Source organism: Tistrella arctica (genome assembly GCF_039630945.1).
In the GTDB taxonomy this organism is placed as follows: domain Bacteria; phylum Pseudomonadota; class Alphaproteobacteria; order Tistrellales; family Tistrellaceae; genus Tistrella; species Tistrella bauzanensis.
In genome coordinates, this window is the sequence record NZ_JBBKTV010000012.1 from 73060 (window position 1) to 91156 (window position 18097).

An 18097-nucleotide genomic window follows, 5' to 3' on the forward strand; every position below is an offset into this window, starting at 1 on the left:
AGGGCCCGGCATGCGGCAGGTGGCGCGGATGGCCGCGCATCCGCCCGGTCAGTGGTTCAGCACCCAGGTGTCCTTGGTGCCGCCGCCCTGGCTGGAATTGACCACCAGCGAACCCTCCCGCAGGGCCACCCGCGTCAGGCCGCCGGGCACCATCGACACGCCATTGCTGCCGACCAGCAGGAAGGGGCGCAGATCCACATGGCGCGGCGCCACGCCTTCATCCACCAGGGTCGGGCAGGTGGACAGAGCCAGTGTCGGCTGGGCGATGAAGTCGCCTGGATTGGCCTTGATCCGCTCGGCATAGGCGGCCTGTTCGGCGCGGGTCGATTTCGGCCCGACCAGCATGCCATAGCCGCCCGAACCGCGAACCTCCTTCACCACCAGTTCGCCCAGATGCTCCAGAACGTACTGGCAATCGTCGCGCCGGCCGCACCAGCGGGTCGGCACGTTGTTCAGCATCGGCTCCTCGCCCAGATAGAACCGGATCATGGCGGGAACGAAGGTATAGATCATCTTGTCGTCGGCGATGCCGGCACCGACCGCGTTGGCCAGCGTCACGTTGCCGGCGCGATAGACATCGATCAGCCCGGGCACGCCCAGCGTGCTGTCGGGTCGGAAGACCAGCGGGTCGAGGAAATCGTCGTCGAGCCGGCGATAGATGATGTCGACCCGTTTCGGGCCCTCGGTGGTCCGCATGAACACCTTGTTCTCGGCCACGAACAGATCCTGGCCTTCCACCAGTTCCACGCCCATCTGATCGGCCAGGAAGGTGTGTTCGTAATAGGCGCTGTTATAGATGCCGGGTGTCAGCAGCACCACGGTCGGCTGTGCGCCCGCCATGTTGGGCGGCGCCACAGAACACAGCGTGTCGCGCAGGCTCGACGGGTAATGATCGACCGGACGTACCTGATGCGCCGACAGCAGGTCGGGGAACAGCCGCATCATCACGTCGCGGTTTTCCAGCATGTACGACACGCCCGAGGGCGTGCGGACATTGTCTTCCAGCACGAAGAAATCACTCTCGTCGGTGCGGACCAGATCGATGCCGGCGATGTGGGTATAGACATTGCCCGGCACATGCAGGCCCTGCATCTGCGGCAGATAGCCCACATTGCGCAGCACCAGATCCGACGGGATCACACCGGCCTTCAGAATGTCCTGGGCGTGATAGATGTCGGTGAGAAAGGCGTTCAGCGCCCGCACCCGCTGGGCCAGTCCCCGGGACAGCGTCGACCATTCGTCGGCGGTCACGATCCGGGGCACGAGATCGAAGGGAAGGATGCGTTCCGGATCGCCGCCCTCGCCATAGACCGCGAAGGTGATCCCGATACGCCTGAACAGAACCTCGGCCTCGCGGCGCTTCAGGTGCAGGCGGTCATGGGGCGTTTGTGCCAGCCATTCCCTGATCCCTGCATAGGCGGCGCGCAATGCGTCGGGATCCGCGCCGGCCCAGCCGCTCATTTCGTCGAAGATCCGGGTGTCAGTCGCATCGCTCAAGAGCGCATCCTCCGCCGTGTTGATCATCGACCGGCAGACCAGCAAATGTCATGCCATCGATCTCTCGGCCAGCATTTCTGCCGATGCCGGCCGCCCCCTGACTGAATCCTGCCCATCTTTTCGGCAGAGAACAACTGTGCTGCGCAGGCATGCGGCGTTCCGGGCGGCGTTCCGGGCGCTATTTCGGGTTGCAGGCCGCAATGGAGCGGTGGTCGAACTGGCGGCGGTCCCGTCCGCGTCGTGAAACCGGCGGCCGATCAGCCAGCCAAGGTGATGCGCTTGCGCAGGGTCACGACATTGCGGCCGGCCTCGCGGGCATAACTCACGTCATCCATCATGGTGCGGACCAGATGCACGCCCAGGCCGCCGATCGGCCGGTCGTCGATATCGCCCTCCAGAATCGGCGGCGGTGCCTCGGCGAACGGATCGAAAGCGGGGCCGTCGTCGCTGATCACCACGCTGACCTCGGCCCTGCCGGGGGCACCGGCCGACAGCGACACCGAAATCGGCAGGCCCGGCGCTCCGTCGGGAAAGCCATAGCTGATGACATTGGTGATCAGCTCGTCAGCGGCCAGGGTCAGTTGATAGGCCACCGCCGGCGGTACTTCATTGGCCGCACAGAATTCTTCGATCCTGTCGGCGAGACGGGTCAGTTCGCTCAGGTCGGCCGCCAGGGCCATCTGGGTTGCAGCGGTCATCGGGCCGTTCCCTGGGTCCAGTGGCGGTCGCGCCTGATGCGATGGGCCGGCGACTGATCAGCCGAAGGTCGCCACCGCCTCGTCGCGGGTCGCGAAGATCGCGAAAATGGCACTGAAGCCGCTGATGTCGAAGACTTCGCGGATTTCCGGCCGCATGCCCGACAGCACCACCTTGCCGCCGCTTGCCTTCGATCGCTTGGCCGCGATCAGCAGCACGCGCAGGCCGGCGCTGCTGATATAGTCGAGCCCGGCGAGATCGACCGCGAGACGGCCCGACGAGGCGTCGAGCGCATCGAGCACCTCGGCCTCGAAGGCCGGGCAGCTGGTCCCGTCCAGGCGGCCTTTGGGGCCTAGAATGACAACCGTTCCCGTGGACTGACGCTCGATCTGCATCTTGGCTCCCGTCACATATCCGTCGAGGGACGGGGGCGCCATGGATCGCCGACGCCGCGTCGCGGCTGCCTGTCGTCACCGGATTGCGCTCCCCAGCCCGAAACCCGTTCCGGATTCCATATCAGGTGAACGGAGTTTGCCCAAGGGTTTTGTCAGCCGGCTGCAAGCGGGGGTGTCATTCGCAGATGCAGCATTGTCAGCGGGGGCGGGATTGGGCAAGGTCGGCGCCGACAACCGATGCCCCCTGGCCGGTGATCACAACTGAAGAAGCTGCCGGATGCTGACGGAACTGACCATGATGGCTGCCGGGCTGGGGCTTTTCTTCCTGGGCGGACGTTTCCTGAACGATGCGCTGACCCGGCTGACGGGGCGGCGGGCGCGTGCCTTTGTGGTGCGTCACACCCATCATGCCGGCCGCGCCTTCGGCATCGGCGTCGCCATTGCGGCGGTCACCCAGTCGACACAGGTCACCACGTTTCTGATGGTCGGCCTGATCAAGGCCGGCCTTATCCGCCTGCGGCGGGCGATGATCGTGTTGTCTGGCACCAATGTCGGCGTCTGCGGCCTGTTGTTCGTCGCCTCGTTCGACATGCAGCCCCTGGTTCTGGCGATCCTCGGCATCTCGGGCATCGCCTATGCGCGGGCGACCAGCCCGGCGCTGCGCAACCCGATGGCGGCGGTGGTGGGCGGCGCATTGCTCATCTATGGCCTGGGGCTGTTGCGCCATGCGGTCGCGCCGATGGCGGAGGTGGCGATCGTCACCGATCTGCTGGTGATCGCCGGGCGGCATGACGTCCTGATCTTCGGCCTGTCGGTGGGGCTGGTCATGCTGCTTCAATCGGCCACGGCCGTGGGGATGCTGGGCGTCACGCTCGCCGGCGCCGGATTGTTCGGCATCGAACAGGCGATGCTGGTGGCCTTCGGTGCCAATCTCGGCAACGGGCTCAACATGTTTCTGCTCAGCCGCCATCTGACCGGCCGGGCGCGCCAGATGGCGGCCTTTCAGGTGTCGCTCGGTCTGGTCGGCACCGCGGTGGTGATACCGCTGCTGATGGTCGAGCGGGTGGCATCTCTACCCGTGGGGCCTGCGGCGCTGATCACGACGATGACCCAGGATCCCGGCCGTGGCGTCGCATGGTCGTATCTGCTGTTCAACCTGCTTGGCGCCGGCAGTTCGATGCTGTTCCTTGGCCGGATTTCGGACACGCTCGCCCGGCTGTGGCCGTCGACGGCGATCGAGTCGGATGCGCAGCCGGTGTTTCTGGACGATCTGGCGCTTGGCGATCCGGAAGGTGCGCTGGACCTGGCGATCCTTGAACAGAGGCGCCTGATCGGGCAGGTCGAGCATCTCACCGCGGTGCTCACCCGCGACGGGGCGCTGGCGCAGCGCCGCCGGATCATCGCACTCCGCCATGACGGCTTGCGGCAGCTCATGGTCCGCATCGACCTGTATCTCACCGAGATTGCCGGCGGCCGGCTGTCGCCTGGGGGCTATGAGCGGCTGAACGTCGCCGTCGCCGGCCAGCGCCGTCTGGATGCGGTGGTGGGCACGCTCGGCGATCTGGTCGATCTTCTGGTCGACCAGATGGATCGCCCCGACGCCATCGGCCGGGTGGCCACGGCCATCATGCATGGTGTCGACGCGGTCATGATGACCCTTGGTGCCGCAGCCCGCAGCGGTGACGCCGACGAGCGCGCCATGCTCGCCGCCGTGGTCGGCGACCGGGGCGAGATCATGACGCGGCTGCGACGGCAGTATCTGTCGGCCGAGGCGGAGATGCCGCCGGCCGATCGTGCCCGGCTTCTGAACGCGACCAATCTGTGCGAGCGCCTGTTCTGGCTGCTGGCCAGTCTGGTCGAGGGTCTTGAGACCACGCTGTCGGATGCGGCGGACAATGGCATGGTGGCGCCGCTTTCCGCCGCCGGCGAGGGATGACCGTACCCACTGTGACTTTCGGGTCATGACACCGAAATTCGACAGCCGTGCCGCGAATGGCTGCACATGCCGGGCGCGCGCCCGGGTTATCCTGTGTTCCGCTTATCCATTCTGTCGCACGTCTCTGTCGCACGCATACCCCTTGCCCAGGAAGGCCCGCCATCCATGCTGGATCTGCTCACCGATCCCCAGGTGATCGTCAGCTTTCTGACCCTGGCCCTGCTCGAAATCGTGCTTGGCATCGACAACCTGCTGTTCGTGCAGATCATTGCCGGGCGGGTGGCCCCGGAACGCCGTGATGCCGCCCGCCGTGTCGGTCTGGCACTGGCGCTGGTCACCCGGCTGTTGCTGCTGGCCGCCATTTCGTGGGTGGCGGGGTTGACGGCACCGCTGGTCGAGATCTTCGATTTCGTGCTGTCATGGCGCGACGTCATTCTGATCGGCGGCGGCCTGTTCCTGCTCGCCAAGGCCACGACCGAGATCCACCACACGGTCGATGGCGCGGAAGATCATGCCGCGACCACCAAGACGGTGTTTCTGGGCTTCGGGGCCGCCGTCGCCCAGATCGCGCTGCTCGATATCGTGTTCTCGCTCGACAGCGTGATCACCGCCATCGGCATGTCGCAGCATCTGCCGGTGATGGTGGCGGCGGTGATCGCCGCCATGATCGTGATGATTGCCGCCGCGGCACCGGTGGGGCGCTTCGTCGATCGCCACCAGTCGGTCAAGATGCTGTGCCTGTCGTTCCTGCTGCTGGTCGGCGTGGCGCTGATTGCCGACGGGCTGCATTTCCACATTCCCAAGGGCTATCTGTATTTCGCCATCGCCTTCTCGGCACTGGTCGAGGGGCTGAACATCATGGCCCGCAACCGCCGGAACCGGAAGGCGGCCGCAATCCGGCCCGCAACACCGCGTGAGGCCGCGCCCCGCTCGTGATCGTGGAAATTCTCATCGTTTGCGGACTGATCCTGCTCAATGCGGTTTTCGCCATGTCGGAAATGGCATTGGTCTCGGCCCGCCGGCCAAGATTGATCGAGCGGGCCGCCGCCGGCGACCGCTCCGCCGCGGCGGCCCTGCGGCTGGCCGAGGATCCGACGCGTTTTCTGTCGACCGTCCAGATCGGCATCACGCTGGTGGGCGTGCTGGCCGGCGCCTATTCCGGCGCCACCCTGGCCGGACCGGTCGCGGATCTGCTGGCGACGGTGCCGGCGCTGGCGCCCCATGCCCGGCCGATCGCGGTGGCGCTGGTGGTGGCCGGGGTCACCTTCGTCTCGCTGGTCGTGGGCGAACTAGTGCCCAAGCGACTGGCGCTGGCCAATGCCACCACCATCGCCATGCTGGTGGCCCGGCCGATGTCGGTGCTGGCGACAATCGCCACGCCGGCGGTGTGGCTGTTGCGGATATCGACCGATGCCATCCTGCGGCTGTTCAGGATCGATATCGCCAGTGCCGACGCCGTGACGGAGGATGAGATCCGCGCCATGGTGCGCGAGGGCGCCGACAGCGGCGCGATCGAACGGGCGGAACAGAGCCTGATCAACAGCGTGCTGGCTCTGGACGACCGGCCGGTGCGCACGGTGATGACCCCGCGCCACGAGGTGATCTGGCTGGATGCCGATATTCCGTTCGCGGATCAGTTGCAGAAGATCACCGGCAGCGCCCGGTCGCGCTATCCGGTGGCGCGCGGCAGTCTGGATGAGCCGATCGGTATCGCCGCCAGCCGCGAGATTCTGGACATCGTTCTGGCCGGCGGCACACCCGACCCGGCGGCGCTGGCCCGGCCGGTTCTGGTGGTTCACGAAGCCGTGCCGCTGCTGAAGATGATCGCCTTGCTGCGCGACGAGCGGGAACCGATGGCGTTGGTGGTCGATGAATATGGCGGGGTCGAAGGCGTCGTGACCGCCACGGATATCCTGTCGGCGATCGCGGGCGAGACGGCCCTCGGCTGGGATGACGACCGGCCATCGGCGGTGGCGCGGCCGAATGGCGGCTGGCTGGCCGACGGACGCATGGCGATCGGCGAGATCGAACGGCTGCTCGACCGCGACGATCTGCGCGGCGCCGGCGATTATGCCACCCTGGCCGGCTTTCTGTTGTGGCATATGGAGCGTGTCCCCGCCGCGGGCGATGTGCTCGACTGGCAGGATATCCGCTTCGAGGTGGTCGACATGGATGGCCGACGCATCGACAAGATCATGATCACCAACCGGCCCAACGACGAGGTTCTGCCGGGCGGGGGGATCTGAGACGCGGTCCGGGGCCGGCCCGCCGTGTGGCATGGCGCATCTCGAACCGGGGCGGCGGGTCAGACAGGGTGGCCTTGGGGTCAGAGAGGGGGGCGTGGCGAGCGGCGGTCAGCGCAGGATGCCGCCGCGCAGATCGGGCGCCAGACGGCGGATGCCGGCATCCGCTTCCGCCATGGCGCGGGCGTCCTCATTGCCGTCGCAGGCGCGGTTGGCGCGGTCGAGATGCTGGCGCGCGGCGATATAGTCGGCGACGCGACGATCGCGTTGGGGCGGATCGGCCACAAGCTTGGCCAGCGTCTGCACGGCCGAGCGGCAGGACGATCGCTGCGTGGTGGTGACGGTTTCCGCCGCACGGGCCGTTAGCGGGGCAAGCGATGATGCGGCGGTCATGGCCAGGAACAGCGCTGCCGCGGCTGCGCTGTGGGGCAGGGAGCGATGGCGGGCATGCGCGAGCGAACTGATCATCCCGGAAGGCGGCCTTGATGGGCGCAGGGCCGTTTGTACGGCGAGGCGCGTATCGGGCAAAGGCGAGCGGCTGGCCCCAATCGCCGGAGGCGATCGGGGAGGCAGGGGCGGCAGTCGGGACCAGACCCTCTGGAGCGACCATTCCGCGCCGCAGTATCACCACGCATGGGTCGGGTGTAAACCGGTCATCGCAGCCGATGCGCGTCGCGCTCTGGTCCCGTCAATGGTGCAAGTCACTCGCAATCTCGCTTGAAGCCTGATCGATACGGTGTTACCCAAATATTGAGAAGGAGTCGCACTCGCGGCGCCGTCCGGCTGCGCCCCTGCGTCATGGGATGTGGCCCCCTCAGATGCCCCGCTATCGCGCCCGGTATCCCGACCAGCAATCGAGATCGTCATGACTGAAGCCTTCCGTCACCAGTCCCCCGCCGGTCGCGGGCGTCTGTTCAAGCAGCTTGGCGGTGCCGCTGCTGCTGCGGCCATACTGATTGCCTCGCAGGCGGCCGCCGCGGCCGAGGTCAATCTGTATTCGGCGCGCCAGGAACAGCTGATCCGCCCGATTCTGGATCAGTTCACGGCCGAGACCGGGGTCAAGGTCAATCTGCTGTCGGATGGCGGCGACAAGCTGCTGGCCCGGATCCAGGCCGAAGGTGCCAACAGCCCGGCGGATATTCTGCTGACGGTGGATGTGGCGCGTCTGGAACAGGCCAAGGATGCCGGCATCTTCGTGCCCGTGCAGTCGACGGTTCTGGAAGAGGCGATCCCGGCGCATCTGCGTGACAGCGACAATCAGTGGTTCGGCCTGTCGAAGCGTGCCCGGGTGCTCGTTTACGCCAAGGATCGGGTGAAGCCCGAGGAATTGTCGACCTATGAAGCGCTGGCGGATGATGTCTGGCAGGGGCGGATCGCGGTGCGGTCGTCGAGCAACACCTATAACCAGTCGCTGACCGCATCGATGATCGCGGCAAACGGCGCCGAGGCGACCGAGGCCTGGGCCAAGGGGCTGGTCGAGAATTTCGCCCGCAAGCCGCAGGGCGGCGATCGCGACCAGATTCAGGCGGTCGCGGCCGGCGAGGCGGATATCGCCATCGTCAACACCTACTATCTGGGCGGCATGCTGGCCGGCAATGATGCCGACCAGAAGGCGGCGGCCGACAAGGTCGCGGTGTTCTTCCCCAATCAGGACGGCCGGGGCACCCATGTCAATGTCAGCGGCGCGGGTGTGCTGAAGACCGCCCCCAATCATGATGACGCGGTCAAGCTGATCGAATTCCTGACCTCGGAAGAGGCGCAGAAATTCTATGCCGAGGTCAACCAGGAATATCCGGTGCGGCCGGGCGTGCCCGCCTCCGACATCGTCAGCGCCTGGGGGCCGTTCAAGGAAGACACGGTCGCCATCACCCGCCTGGGTGAATTGAACCGTGAAGCCGTCGAGGTGATGGACCGCGCGGGCTGGCGCTGATCCCGATCGCGCCGGAAACCGGAGCGACGTTGCGGGCGCGGGCGGCTTTCGGAAGCGGCCCGCGCCCAGTGCCGTCTGGGATCATGTGACGGCCGGGACATCGCGGGTCTTGATCTTTGGTCCGGGCGCCGTGTACCCATCATCGCCGCATAGCGGCGATCACCACGGATTGATCACCACCGCGGATTGAAAGGGCGGGCGCCGACCAGATGGCGACCATCGACGCAGACAGCACCAGACCGACAGCGCCGCAGATCCGTGCTGTTGTGCCGCCGCGTCGCCGTGGGCGCATGGGCGGGCATCGCGGCGGTGCGTGGCCGCTGGGCGCGGGGCTGCTGGCGCTTCTGGTCGCGGTGCCGGTGCTGATGGTGCTGGCGGCAGGGCTCAACCCGGATGTCGGCGTCTGGTCGCATCTGGCGGCCACGGTTCTTCCGCGCTATCTGGCCAACACGCTGTGGCTGTCGGTGGGCGTGGGCACGGGGACGCTGGTGATCGGCGTCGGCACGGCCTGGCTGGTAACCATGTGCAGCTTTCCCGGCCGGCGGCTGTTCGAATGGGCGCTGCTGCTGCCGATGGCGGTGCCGGCCTATGTCATCGCCTATACCTATGCCGGGCTGCTGGATTATGCCGGGCCGGTGCAGGAAACCCTGCGCTGGCTGATCGGCGCCACCAGCCGGCGCGACTACTGGTTTCCCCAGGTTCGCAGCCTGGGGGGCGCCATCGTGGTGATGACGCTGGTGCTGTATCCTTATGTCTATCTGCTGGCGCGCGCGGCCTTTCTTGAACAATCGGTCTGCGTGATCGAGATCGGCCGCACACTTGGCAACGGACCCTGGGCCTGTTTCCGGCGGATCGCGCTGCCGCTGGCGCGACCGGCCATCGTCACCGGCGTCACGCTGGCATTGATGGAGGTGTTGGCCGATTTCGGCACCGTCGACTATTTCGCCATCGATACCTTCACGACCGGCATCTACCGGACCTGGTTCGGGCTGGGCGAACGGGCGGCGGCGGCACAACTGGCGGCGGTGCTGCTGTCGGTGGTGCTGGCGCTGATCCTGATCGAGCGGGTCAGTCGTGGCCATGCGCGGTTCGATCAGACATCCCGCCGCTATCGGCCCCTGCCGGGCTATCCCTTGCGTGGCTGGCGGGGTGCTGGCGCGCTCGTCGCCTGCGGTCTGCCGATCGGGCTGGGCTTCCTGCTGCCGGCGTCCGCGCTGGGCTTGTGGGCGCTGACATCCAGCCTCACCTCGGGTGATGGATTTCCGCGGCTGGTGTTGACCAGCCTGGCGCTCGCGGCCTCTGCCGCCGTCCTGGCGGTGGCGGCGGCCCTGGTCGTGGCCTATGCCCGCCGGCTGGCGCCGGGGCGGCTGTCGGCGGTGTCGGCGCGGATCGCGGCGCTGGGCTATGCCGTGCCGGGTGCCGTGATCGCGGTCGGCATCGTGGTGCCGCTCGCCTTCATCGACGGGGCGATCATCGATGGCGTGCAGGCCCTGGGCTTCGGCAATCCGGGCCTGGTGCTCACCGGGACCATTGCGGGGCTGCTCTATGCCTATATGGTGCGCTTTCTGGCGGTGTCGCTGAACACGGTCGAGGCCAGTCTCGGCAAGGTGACCGCCTCGATGGACGATGCGGCAAGAGTCTTCGGCCTGGGCCCCGGTGCCACGCTGGTGCGTGTGCATGCGCCGCTGGTGTCGGGCGGGCTGCTGACGGCCGGGCTGCTGGTGTTCGTCGACGTGCTGAAGGAACTGCCGGCGACATTGATCCTGCGGCCGTTCAACCTGACCACCCTGGCCATGCGCACCTATGAACTGGCCGGCGATGAACGGCTGGCCGATGCCGCGGCGCCGGCGCTCGCCATCGTTGCCGCCGGCATTCTGCCGGTGATCCTGCTGTCACGGGCCATTGCCCGATCCCGCCCCGGTGCCCAGACCCGATGACATCCACAGCAATCCCCGTTCCGTCGCACCAGCCCCGTGATGCCATGCCTGAAGATGCGACGGCCCGGCGTCTGGCGTTCGACGACGTCTCCCACAGCTTCGATGGCCGGATCGTGGTCGATCATGTCTCGATCGGCATCGCCGCCGGCGAGATCCTGTGCCTTCTGGGGCCGTCCGGCTGTGGCAAGACCACCTGCCTGCGCCTGGCGGCGGGGCTTGAGAGCATCCAGAGCGGCCGGATCCTGATCGATGGTCAAGTGGTGGCGATGCCCGGCCGGGAGATGAAGCCCGAGGCGCGCGGCGTCGGCCTGGTGTTTCAGGACTACGCCCTGTTCCCGCATCTGTCGATCCGCGACAATATCGCCTTCGGTCTCAGGCGGCATGCCGCGACGACGCGGCGGCGACGCGCCGATGAGCTTCTGGATCTGGTGGGGTTGAGCGGGCGCGGCGACGATTTCCCACACATGATGTCGGGCGGCGAGCAGCAGCGCGTGGCGCTGGCCCGGGCGCTGGCGCCCGAACCGCAGGTGCTGTTGCTGGATGAACCGTTTTCCGGCCTCGACATCGCCTTGCGCGATCGGCTGTGTACCGACACGCTGGCGGTGCTGCGCGATGTCGGTGCCGCAGCACTGATGGTGACCCACGACCCCGACGAGGCACTGAGAATGGGCGACCGGATCGCGGTCATGCGCCAGGGGCGGATCATGCAGTCGGGGTCTGCGGCGACACTTTATCAGGCGCCGGCAACACCTTTTGTGGCAAGGCTTTTCGGCGAACTGAACACGATCGCGCTGACGGTCGCGGCCGATGGCTGTGTCGATACACCGCTGGGCCGGCTGAAGGCTGCACCCTTCGCCCCCGGAACCGCCGTGTCGGTGCTGGTCCGGCCGGAGGCGCTGATCGAAGCGGCCGATGGCGGTATTACCGCCGAGGTCGCCGAGGTGCGGGCGCTGGGGCCGGTCACCGCATTGCGTGTCAGAGTGCCGGGCTGGCCGGCGACATTGGGCCTGCGCCTGCCGGGGCCGCCGCGCCATGGGCGGGGCGACCGGATCGCGTTGAGACTGGCGCCGGAGCAGGCTTTCGTATTCGCGGGCGACGCGACCTGATGGGCGCATTGCACAGGTGCCAGGCTTCTGCCATCATGCGCCGCACGTTTGGGCAGTCCGTCGGACTGCGGAGGAGGGACACCCGATGAGCATCGGTATTTGGCAGATCGTTCTGATCCTGGTTCTGGTCCTGATCCTGTTTGGAGCAGGCAAGCTGCCGCGGGTGATGGGTGACGTCGCCAAGGGGATCAAGAGCTTCAAGTCGGGCATGAAGGACGACGACGGGGACACGACCACGACCACGTCTGCCGACCCGAAGGTTCTGGGCAAGGGGCATGACGCGCGTATGGCCGACGAGGTCCGTCGCGACGAGCCCAAGGCTTGACCTTAAGGCAACCTGAGGAGCGGGGGCGGCTTGCCGCCCCTGGCAGCGTGACCGCATGTTCGAGATCGGCTGGGCTGAACTCGCTGTCGTGTTCGTCGTCGCCCTGCTTGTAATCGGCCCCAAGGATCTTCCGGTCGCGATGCGGACGGTGGGTGTCTGGATGGGCCGCTTGCGGCGCATGGCGCGCGAATTCCAGTCGAGCGTTGACGACGTTCTGCGCGAAAGCGAGTTGAAGGAGCTGCGCGAGCGCGCCGAGAAGGCGTCACGCTTCGACATGGGCGAGGCGACGCGACGCGCCATCGACCCCGATGGGGCGCTGGCGCGGGCGACCAGCCCCATCCGCATCGATGGCGATGCGCCGGCTGACACCAAGGCGCCGGCTGACACCGAGGTGTCGGCGAAGACGGCCGATGCACCGGCATCTGCCGACGACGTCCTGTCCGCCGGGCCGTCGGCGGCACCTGCCGTCTCGCCGCCGCCCGTCGCTGCGCCTGGGCCGTCGTCCAGTCCGGAGCCTTCACCTGCGGCACCCGCCGCAGAGACCACCCCGCCCGACAGTGCGACCCCGAAGGCCTGATTCTGCATGGCGATCCGCGACGAGCACGAGGAAGACGAAGTCGAGAACGCAAAGGCGCCGCTTCTCGAACATCTGATCGAGTTGCGCAACCGTCTGATGTACTCGGTCGGTGCGCTGCTGATCGCTTTCGCGGTCTGCTATCTGTTCGCTCAGGATATCTTCGGGTTCCTGGTCGAACCGCTGGCGCAGGTGCTGGGGCATGATCGCCGGCTGATCTATACCGGGTTGACCGAGGCCTTCTTCACCTATGTGAAGGTGTCGTTCTATGCGGCGCTGTTCATTGCCTCGCCGGTGATTATCAGCCAGCTCTACATGTTCGTGGCACCAGGGCTCTATCGCAACGAACGCAAGGCCTTCCTGCCATTCCTTGCAGCGACCCCCTTCCTGTTCATCCTGGGGGCGGCGCTCGCGTATTACTTCGTGTTCCCGCTCGCCTGGGGGTTCTTCGCCGGCTTTCAGACCACCGGCGACGAGACCACCATGGCGATCGAGCTTGAAGCCAAGGTCGACCAGTATCTGTCACTGGTGCTGGCCCTGGTCTTCGCCTTCGGTCTGGCCTTCCAGTTGCCGGTGGCCTTGAGCCTGCTGGTGCGGGCAGGGCTGGTCAGCGCCGACGCGCTGGCCAAGAAACGTAAATTCGCGGTGGTCCTTGTGTTTCTGGCGGCGGCGTTGATGACCCCGCCCGACCTGATCAGCCAGATGTCGCTCGCGGTGCCGTTGCTGATCCTGTACGAAATCTCGATCTTCATCGGACGCCGGATCGAGAAGGCGCGGCGCGAGAAGGAAAAGGCCGAGGAGGCGGCTCTTGCCGCGGCCCTTGCCGACACCAAGGACGACAGCGACGCTTGACCCGGAAGGGGAGGGGCCGTTAGATGGGCGCGCTTTGGGCCGGGCCGGTGATGGCGGGCAGGGGACGGCGTCTTGAGAACGGCGGTCCCTTGATCCATGTCGTCACCAGTGGCCGCGAGCCGCCCGATCACTGACCGCCGCCGATCCCGACCGCCATCTTGCGAGCCATTCCGATGCATGACATCCGCCTGTTGCGCGACGCACCCGAGGCCTTCGATGCCGCTCTCGGCCGCCGGGGCATCGCGCCGTCGTCCAGCCAGCTTCTGGCGATCGACGAGGCGCGCCGCGCGCTGATCCGCGAGCTTCAGGAGCTTCAGGCCCGCCGCAATGTCGCGTCGAAGGAGATCGGCCAGATCCGACGGAGCGGCGGTGACGCGGCAGCGCTGACCGCCGAGGTCCAGGCGATCAAGGAGCGGATGCCGGCGCTGGAGGCCGAGGAGGCAGAGCTTGGCCATAAACTCGACGCGGCCCTGGCCAGCCTGCCCAATCATCTGGACGACGCGGTGCCGGCCGGCGCCGACGAGGCCGACAATGTGGAACTGCGCCGGTGGGGCACGCCGCGCAGCTTCGATTTCGAGCCGCTGCCGCATTATGAACTGGGCGAGCGGATGGCCGCCGGCCCGGTCTTGCGCGGGATGGATTTCGAACGGGCGGCCAAGATCGCCGGCGCGCGCTTCGTGGTGCTGGCCGGGCCGATGGCGCGGCTGGAACGGGCGCTTGCGCAGTTCATGCTGGACCTGCACACCACCGAGCACGGCTTCGTGGAAGTGCAGCCGCCCTATCTGGTCGGCACGGATGCGGTGTTCGGCACCGGGCAACTGCCGAAATTCGCCGACGACCTGTTCCGCACCACCGATGATCGCTGGCTGATCCCGACATCGGAAGTGCCGCTGACCAATCTGGTGGCGGGGGAAATTCTGGATGAAGCGGTCCTGCCGCTGCGGCTGACCGCCTGCACGCCCTGTTTCCGCTCCGAGGCCGGGTCTGCCGGGCGCGATACCCGCGGCATGCTGCGCCAGCACCAGTTCAGCAAGGTCGAAATGGTGTCGGTGACGGTGCCCGAGGCCTCACGCGACGAACAGGATTATATGACCGCCTGCGCCGAAGCGGTGCTGCAGAAGCTGGAACTGCCCTATCGGGTGGTGATGCTGTGTTCCGGCGACACCGGTTTTTCGGCGGTGCGCACGCATGACATCGAAGTCTGGGTGCCGGCGCAACAAACCTATCGCGAGATTTCCAGCGTGTCGAATACCCGCGATTTCCAGGCCCGCCGTATGCGCGCCCGCTGCCGCAAGGCCGGCGAGCGCGATACCCGCTTCGTTCACACCCTCAACGGGTCGGGCGTGGCGGTTGGCCGAGCCTTGATAGCCCTGGTCGAGAACCATCAGCAGGCCGATGGCAGCATCCGCGTCCCCCCGGCGCTGCAGCCGTATCTTGGCGGCGCCGCGACCATCGGCGCCGCCTGAGCCCGGCCGGCTGGCCGCCATCGGACCACCTCTCCCCCGCGATATTGACCTAAAGGCCCGGCCAACGGGTCTCATGACCTTGAAGGAGTTCGGCACGTGCGCATCCTGATCAGCAACGACGACGGCATCAATGCCCCCGGGATCGCGATCCTGGAGCAGATCGCCCGCGAATTGAGCGATGATGTCTGGGTCGTGGCGCCTGAGACCGATCAGAGCGGCGTGTCGCATTCGCTGACGATTCACAACCCGTTGCGGGTGCGCAAGATCGCGGACAAGCGCTATGGCGTCAGCGGCACACCCACCGATTGCGTGCTGATCGCCACTCGCCGGATCATGCACGAAACCGCGCCCGATCTGGTGCTGTCGGGCGTGAACCGCGGCGCTAATCTGGCCGAGGACGTCCACTATTCGGGCACCATCGCCGCCGCCAAGGAAGCGACGCTTCTGGGCCTTCAGGCGATCGCGATGAGCCAGGTGTTCGTCGATCCGGCCGATGTGCCGTGGCGTACCGCCCGCGCGCATGGGCCGGCGCTGGTCGAGAAGCTGATCGCTGCCAAATGGCCCAAGGGTGTGGTGGTCAATGTCAACTATCCGCCCGTCGAGCCCGAGGCGGTGACCGGGGTCGAGGTGGTGTCGCAGGGGCAGCGCGTGCTGGGCGAGATGATCGTCGAGGGCCGCGACCCGCGCGGCGTGCCCTATTACTGGATCGGCGGCCTGCGCCGCGATGGCCACGAGACCGAAGGCACCGACCTGTCGGTGATCCGCAAGGGTAAGATCTCGGTCACGCCGCTGCACATCGATCTCACCGCGCGCAGCTTCATGCCGGCGCTTGAGGGCATTCTGGGGGTGTGACGATGGACGTGCTCGCCGAGGCAAAGATCAAGCTGTTGATGCAGCTGCGTTCGGCGGGCATCACCGACACGCGCGTGCTGAAAGCGATCGAAACGGTGCCGCGCGAAATCTTCGTGCCGCCGCCGCTGGTGCCCAAGGCCTATGCCAACCGGGCGCTGCCGATCGGGCAGGGCCAGACCATCAGCCAGCCGGAAGTGGTGGCGCTGATGACTCAGGCGCTGAATCTGGGCGATCGGCACAAGGTGCTGGAGGTTGGCACGGGGTCGGGCTATCAGACGGCCATCCTCTCGCGCCTGGCCCGCCGCGTGTACACGGTGGAACGCCATCGCAGTCTGGCGCGCGAGGCTCAGGCCCGCTTCGCAGAACTTGCCATGCACAATGTGGTCAACCGCGTGTCCGACGGCATGCGCGGCTGGCCGGAGCAGGCGCCCTTCGACCGGATCATCGTGACCGCCGCCGCCGACGAGGTTCCCGAGGAACTGCTGGATCAACTGGTCATCGGCGGCATTCTGGTGATGCCGGTCGGCGCGCATGGCCGCGAACAGCGGTTGATGAAGCTGATCCGCAACGAAGATGGCGCCGATGACGTCGAAATTGCCCGTGTGCGTTTTGTGCCGCTGATGCCGGGTGTCCCACGTGAGGAAGATCCGGGCCCGGTGGTGGGATAGGTGATGGTCGGGCGGCATATCCCGGGGCGGCGCATTGCCAGAGATGGCGTGGATTGCGGCCGCAACCGGCGGTCGATGGTGACGCATGCATTGCCGCAGTGCGGCACGGAGCATAGACTGGGGCGGCCATGAACGGGGCATCCATGACCAGAGCCAGCCTGTCGTCGTCACGCCGCTTCGCCCTTGTGGCGACGCTTCTTGTCCTTGCCGGCTGTGCCGGTCGCGATCAACCCGCCCCGGTCGAGTTCCGGGGCGATGCGCCCGCGATCGCGCTGCCGGCCGGCGCGCGGGAGATCGTGGTTGAGCGCGGTGACACGCTCTATGCCATCTCGCGGCGGAACAACGTGCCACTCAGGGCGTTGATCGAGGCCAATCACCTTCAGCCGCCCTATACCATCTATCCCGGCAACCGGCTGGTGCTGCCGGCCCGGCGGGTCCATGTCGTGCGACAGAACGAAACGCTGTACGGCATTTCGCGTGCCTATGACGTCGAGATGAGCGCGCTTGCCCAGGCCAACGGCCTGACGCAGCCCTTCATCGTCACCCCGGGCATGCAACTGGTGGTGCCGGAAGGTCAGGGGGCCGCCACCGACGCCGCGGCGGCGGCCGTGGCTGCGGCCGGACCTGAGGGGCGGCCGCCCTCGACCCGTATCGGCGAGCCCGAGATCCTGTCGGTATCGCCCGCTCTGGGCGGGCCGCCGTCATCGGTCGCGGCTGCCGGCAGCGGTACCGCCACCACAGTCAGCGGCGCCGGCATCACCGCAACGACCCTGGCGGCCCCAGACGGCGATGCCGGCACCACCATTTCCGAGGCGGGCTCGCCTGCGGACGACACGGTGCGTGCTGCCGGTGAGGGGCCTGTGGCGCTGACCCCCGCCGTGCCGCCTTCGGCCGCACCGGGCACAGACCCGTCGACAACAGTGCCGGTGACGGTGCCGGCGGCACAGGATGTTCCGGCGGCCCAGCCCGCTCCGACGGCAACGGATCTGGCTGCACCGCAGCCGGCCGCACCGGAGCCGAGCGCGCCCGCAACCGCCCCGGCCGCAGCCACGCCCCCGGTACCGGAAAAACCGGCTGAGGTCGCGGCCCCGCCGCCGGCACCCACACCGCCACCGATCAAGGCCAAGCCGGTCGAGGTCGGCGATCTGGGGCCGGCGCCCAAGCGCTTCGTCTGGCCGGTCAATGGCCGGGTGGTGTCGGGCTATGGCGACAAGGCTGGCGGTCTGCATAATGACGGCGTCAATATCCAGGCGCCGCGCGGCACGCCGATCCGCGCCGCCGCCGATGGCGTGGTGGTCTATTCCGGCAGTGATCTGAAGGGCTTCGGCAACATGCTGCTGATCCGCCATGGCGGCAACTGGCTGACAGCCTATGCCCATGCCCAGGCGGTGCTGGTCGATCGCGGCCAGCGGGTGAAGCAGGGCGAGGTCATCGCCCGTGTCGGCTCCAGCGGCAATGTCGATCAGCCACAGTTGCATTTCGAACTGCGCCGGGGCCGCGAGGCGGTCGACCCGGAACGGTATCTGCCGCGGCGGTAGGCCTGGGCCGTCTGCCGGCAGGCGATCGGCCCATACGAAAATGCCCGATCCGGCAATGTCCGGATCGGGCATTCTGCTATTG

Annotated in this window: 18 protein-coding genes; 14 read left to right on the plus strand and 4 right to left on the minus strand. The window is 67.2% G+C overall.

The features are described from left to right. Positions 1-48: 48 nt before the first annotated feature. Complete coding sequence (locus tag WG924_RS23380; protein WP_372045113.1) at positions 49-1524, minus strand: circularly permuted type 2 ATP-grasp protein; 1476 nt, start codon at positions 1522-1524, stop codon at positions 49-51. Between WG924_RS23380 and WG924_RS23385 the strand changes: the two genes are divergently transcribed. Then, positions 1514-1741: a hypothetical protein gene (locus WG924_RS23385; protein ID WP_345935459.1), complete on the plus strand. Its 228-nt coding sequence runs from the start codon at positions 1514-1516 to the stop codon at positions 1739-1741. The two genes, WG924_RS23380 and WG924_RS23385, sit on opposite strands and share 11 nt — an antisense overlap. Before the next feature lie 13 nt (positions 1742-1754). Here the strand turns inward: WG924_RS23385 and WG924_RS23390 are convergent, their stop codons facing one another. Together WG924_RS23390 and WG924_RS23395 are read right to left on the minus strand one after the other, a co-directional pair. After that, on the minus strand, positions 1755-2195 hold the full coding sequence (locus tag WG924_RS23390; protein ID WP_345935460.1) for an ATP-binding protein: 441 nt from the start codon (positions 2193-2195) through the stop codon (positions 1755-1757). Between the two features lie 57 nt (positions 2196-2252). After that, complete coding sequence (locus WG924_RS23395) at positions 2253-2588, minus strand: STAS domain-containing protein (protein ID WP_345935461.1); 336 nt, start codon at positions 2586-2588, stop codon at positions 2253-2255. A 277-nt stretch (positions 2589-2865) separates the two neighbouring features. Here WG924_RS23395 and WG924_RS23400 point away from each other — a divergent pair, with 277 nt between their 5' ends. From WG924_RS23400 to WG924_RS23410, 3 genes are all read left to right on the plus strand, one after another. Further along, positions 2866-4524, plus strand: coding sequence for a Na/Pi cotransporter family protein (locus WG924_RS23400; RefSeq protein WP_345935462.1), 1659 nt, complete (start codon positions 2866-2868; stop codon positions 4522-4524). Positions 4525-4689: 165 nt separating this feature from the next. Next, positions 4690-5460: a TerC family protein gene (locus WG924_RS23405; RefSeq protein WP_345935463.1), complete on the plus strand. Its 771-nt coding sequence runs from the start codon at positions 4690-4692 to the stop codon at positions 5458-5460. Further along, the gene (locus WG924_RS23410) at positions 5457-6770 is read left to right on the plus strand and encodes a hemolysin family protein (protein ID WP_345935464.1); all 1314 of its coding nucleotides are present in this window, start codon (positions 5457-5459) and stop codon (positions 6768-6770) included. The genes WG924_RS23405 and WG924_RS23410 overlap by 4 nt, the downstream gene beginning before the upstream one ends. Before the next feature lie 108 nt (positions 6771-6878). Here WG924_RS23410 and WG924_RS23415 read toward each other — a convergent pair whose 3' ends face one another. Then, a complete protein-coding gene (locus WG924_RS23415) occupies positions 6879-7235 on the minus strand; it encodes a hypothetical protein (protein WP_345935465.1) in 357 nt (118 codons plus the stop codon). Between the two features lie 397 nt (positions 7236-7632). Here WG924_RS23415 and WG924_RS23420 point away from each other — a divergent pair, with 397 nt between their 5' ends. From WG924_RS23420 to WG924_RS23465, 10 genes are all read left to right on the plus strand, one after another. Further along, on the plus strand, positions 7633-8697 hold the full coding sequence (locus WG924_RS23420; RefSeq protein ID WP_345935466.1) for a Fe(3+) ABC transporter substrate-binding protein: 1065 nt from the start codon (positions 7633-7635) through the stop codon (positions 8695-8697). A 209-nt stretch (positions 8698-8906) separates the two neighbouring features. Further along, the gene (locus tag WG924_RS23425) at positions 8907-10634 is read left to right on the plus strand and encodes an ABC transporter permease (RefSeq protein WP_372045114.1); all 1728 of its coding nucleotides are present in this window, start codon (positions 8907-8909) and stop codon (positions 10632-10634) included. A gap of 44 nt (positions 10635-10678) precedes the next feature. After that, positions 10679-11740: an ABC transporter ATP-binding protein gene (locus tag WG924_RS23430; RefSeq protein WP_345935467.1), complete on the plus strand. Its 1062-nt coding sequence runs from the start codon at positions 10679-10681 to the stop codon at positions 11738-11740. An 85-nt stretch (positions 11741-11825) separates the two neighbouring features. Then, on the plus strand, positions 11826-12065 hold the full coding sequence (tatA, locus tag WG924_RS23435) for a twin-arginine translocase TatA/TatE family subunit (protein ID WP_188574663.1): 240 nt from the start codon (positions 11826-11828) through the stop codon (positions 12063-12065). Between the two features lie 55 nt (positions 12066-12120). Then, a complete protein-coding gene (gene tatB / locus WG924_RS23440) occupies positions 12121-12642 on the plus strand; it encodes a Sec-independent protein translocase protein TatB (protein WP_345935468.1) in 522 nt (173 codons plus the stop codon). A gap of 6 nt (positions 12643-12648) precedes the next feature. After that, the gene (gene tatC, locus WG924_RS23445) at positions 12649-13491 is read left to right on the plus strand and encodes a twin-arginine translocase subunit TatC (protein WP_345935469.1); all 843 of its coding nucleotides are present in this window, start codon (positions 12649-12651) and stop codon (positions 13489-13491) included. A gap of 173 nt (positions 13492-13664) precedes the next feature. Next, positions 13665-14957 carry a serine--tRNA ligase gene (serS, locus tag WG924_RS23450; protein ID WP_345935470.1) on the plus strand — a complete coding sequence of 431 codons (1293 nt, stop codon included), beginning with the start codon at positions 13665-13667 and terminating at the stop codon, positions 14955-14957. Between the two features lie 96 nt (positions 14958-15053). Next, positions 15054-15809: a 5'/3'-nucleotidase SurE gene (surE, locus tag WG924_RS23455; RefSeq protein WP_345935471.1), complete on the plus strand. Its 756-nt coding sequence runs from the start codon at positions 15054-15056 to the stop codon at positions 15807-15809. A 2-nt stretch (positions 15810-15811) separates the two neighbouring features. Beyond that, on the plus strand, positions 15812-16477 hold the full coding sequence (locus WG924_RS23460) for a protein-L-isoaspartate(D-aspartate) O-methyltransferase (protein WP_188574672.1): 666 nt from the start codon (positions 15812-15814) through the stop codon (positions 16475-16477). Between the two features lie 143 nt (positions 16478-16620). After that, the gene (locus WG924_RS23465; protein WP_345935472.1) at positions 16621-18015 is read left to right on the plus strand and encodes a peptidoglycan DD-metalloendopeptidase family protein; all 1395 of its coding nucleotides are present in this window, start codon (positions 16621-16623) and stop codon (positions 18013-18015) included. Positions 18016-18097: the final 82 nt, after the last annotated feature.

Excerpts from the sequence above, each read along its gene's own strand:
- WG924_RS23380 (WP_372045113.1), bottom strand. The coding sequence starts at position 1,524 with ATGATCAACACGGCGGAGGATGCGCTCTTGAGCGATGCGACTGACACC.
- WG924_RS23390 (WP_345935460.1), bottom strand. The coding sequence starts at position 2,195 with ATGACCGCTGCAACCCAGATGGCCCTGGCGGCCGACCTGAGCGAACTG.
- WG924_RS23395 (WP_345935461.1), bottom strand. The coding sequence starts at position 2,588 with ATGCAGATCGAGCGTCAGTCCACGGGAACGGTTGTCATTCTAGGCCCC.
- WG924_RS23400 (WP_345935462.1), top strand. The coding sequence starts at position 2,866 with ATGCTGACGGAACTGACCATGATGGCTGCCGGGCTGGGGCTTTTCTTC.
- WG924_RS23405 (WP_345935463.1), top strand. The coding sequence starts at position 4,690 with ATGCTGGATCTGCTCACCGATCCCCAGGTGATCGTCAGCTTTCTGACC.
- WG924_RS23415 (WP_345935465.1), bottom strand. The coding sequence starts at position 7,235 with ATGATCAGTTCGCTCGCGCATGCCCGCCATCGCTCCCTGCCCCACAGC.
- WG924_RS23420 (WP_345935466.1), top strand. The coding sequence starts at position 7,633 with ATGACTGAAGCCTTCCGTCACCAGTCCCCCGCCGGTCGCGGGCGTCTG.
- WG924_RS23425 (WP_372045114.1), top strand. The coding sequence starts at position 8,907 with ATGGCGACCATCGACGCAGACAGCACCAGACCGACAGCGCCGCAGATC.
- WG924_RS23430 (WP_345935467.1), top strand. The coding sequence starts at position 10,679 with ATGCCTGAAGATGCGACGGCCCGGCGTCTGGCGTTCGACGACGTCTCC.
- tatA (WP_188574663.1), top strand. The coding sequence starts at position 11,826 with ATGAGCATCGGTATTTGGCAGATCGTTCTGATCCTGGTTCTGGTCCTG.
- tatB (WP_345935468.1), top strand. The coding sequence starts at position 12,121 with ATGTTCGAGATCGGCTGGGCTGAACTCGCTGTCGTGTTCGTCGTCGCC.
- tatC (WP_345935469.1), top strand. The coding sequence starts at position 12,649 with ATGGCGATCCGCGACGAGCACGAGGAAGACGAAGTCGAGAACGCAAAG.
- serS (WP_345935470.1), top strand. The coding sequence starts at position 13,665 with ATGCATGACATCCGCCTGTTGCGCGACGCACCCGAGGCCTTCGATGCC.
- WG924_RS23460 (WP_188574672.1), top strand. The coding sequence starts at position 15,812 with ATGGACGTGCTCGCCGAGGCAAAGATCAAGCTGTTGATGCAGCTGCGT.
- WG924_RS23465 (WP_345935472.1), top strand. The coding sequence starts at position 16,621 with ATGACCAGAGCCAGCCTGTCGTCGTCACGCCGCTTCGCCCTTGTGGCG.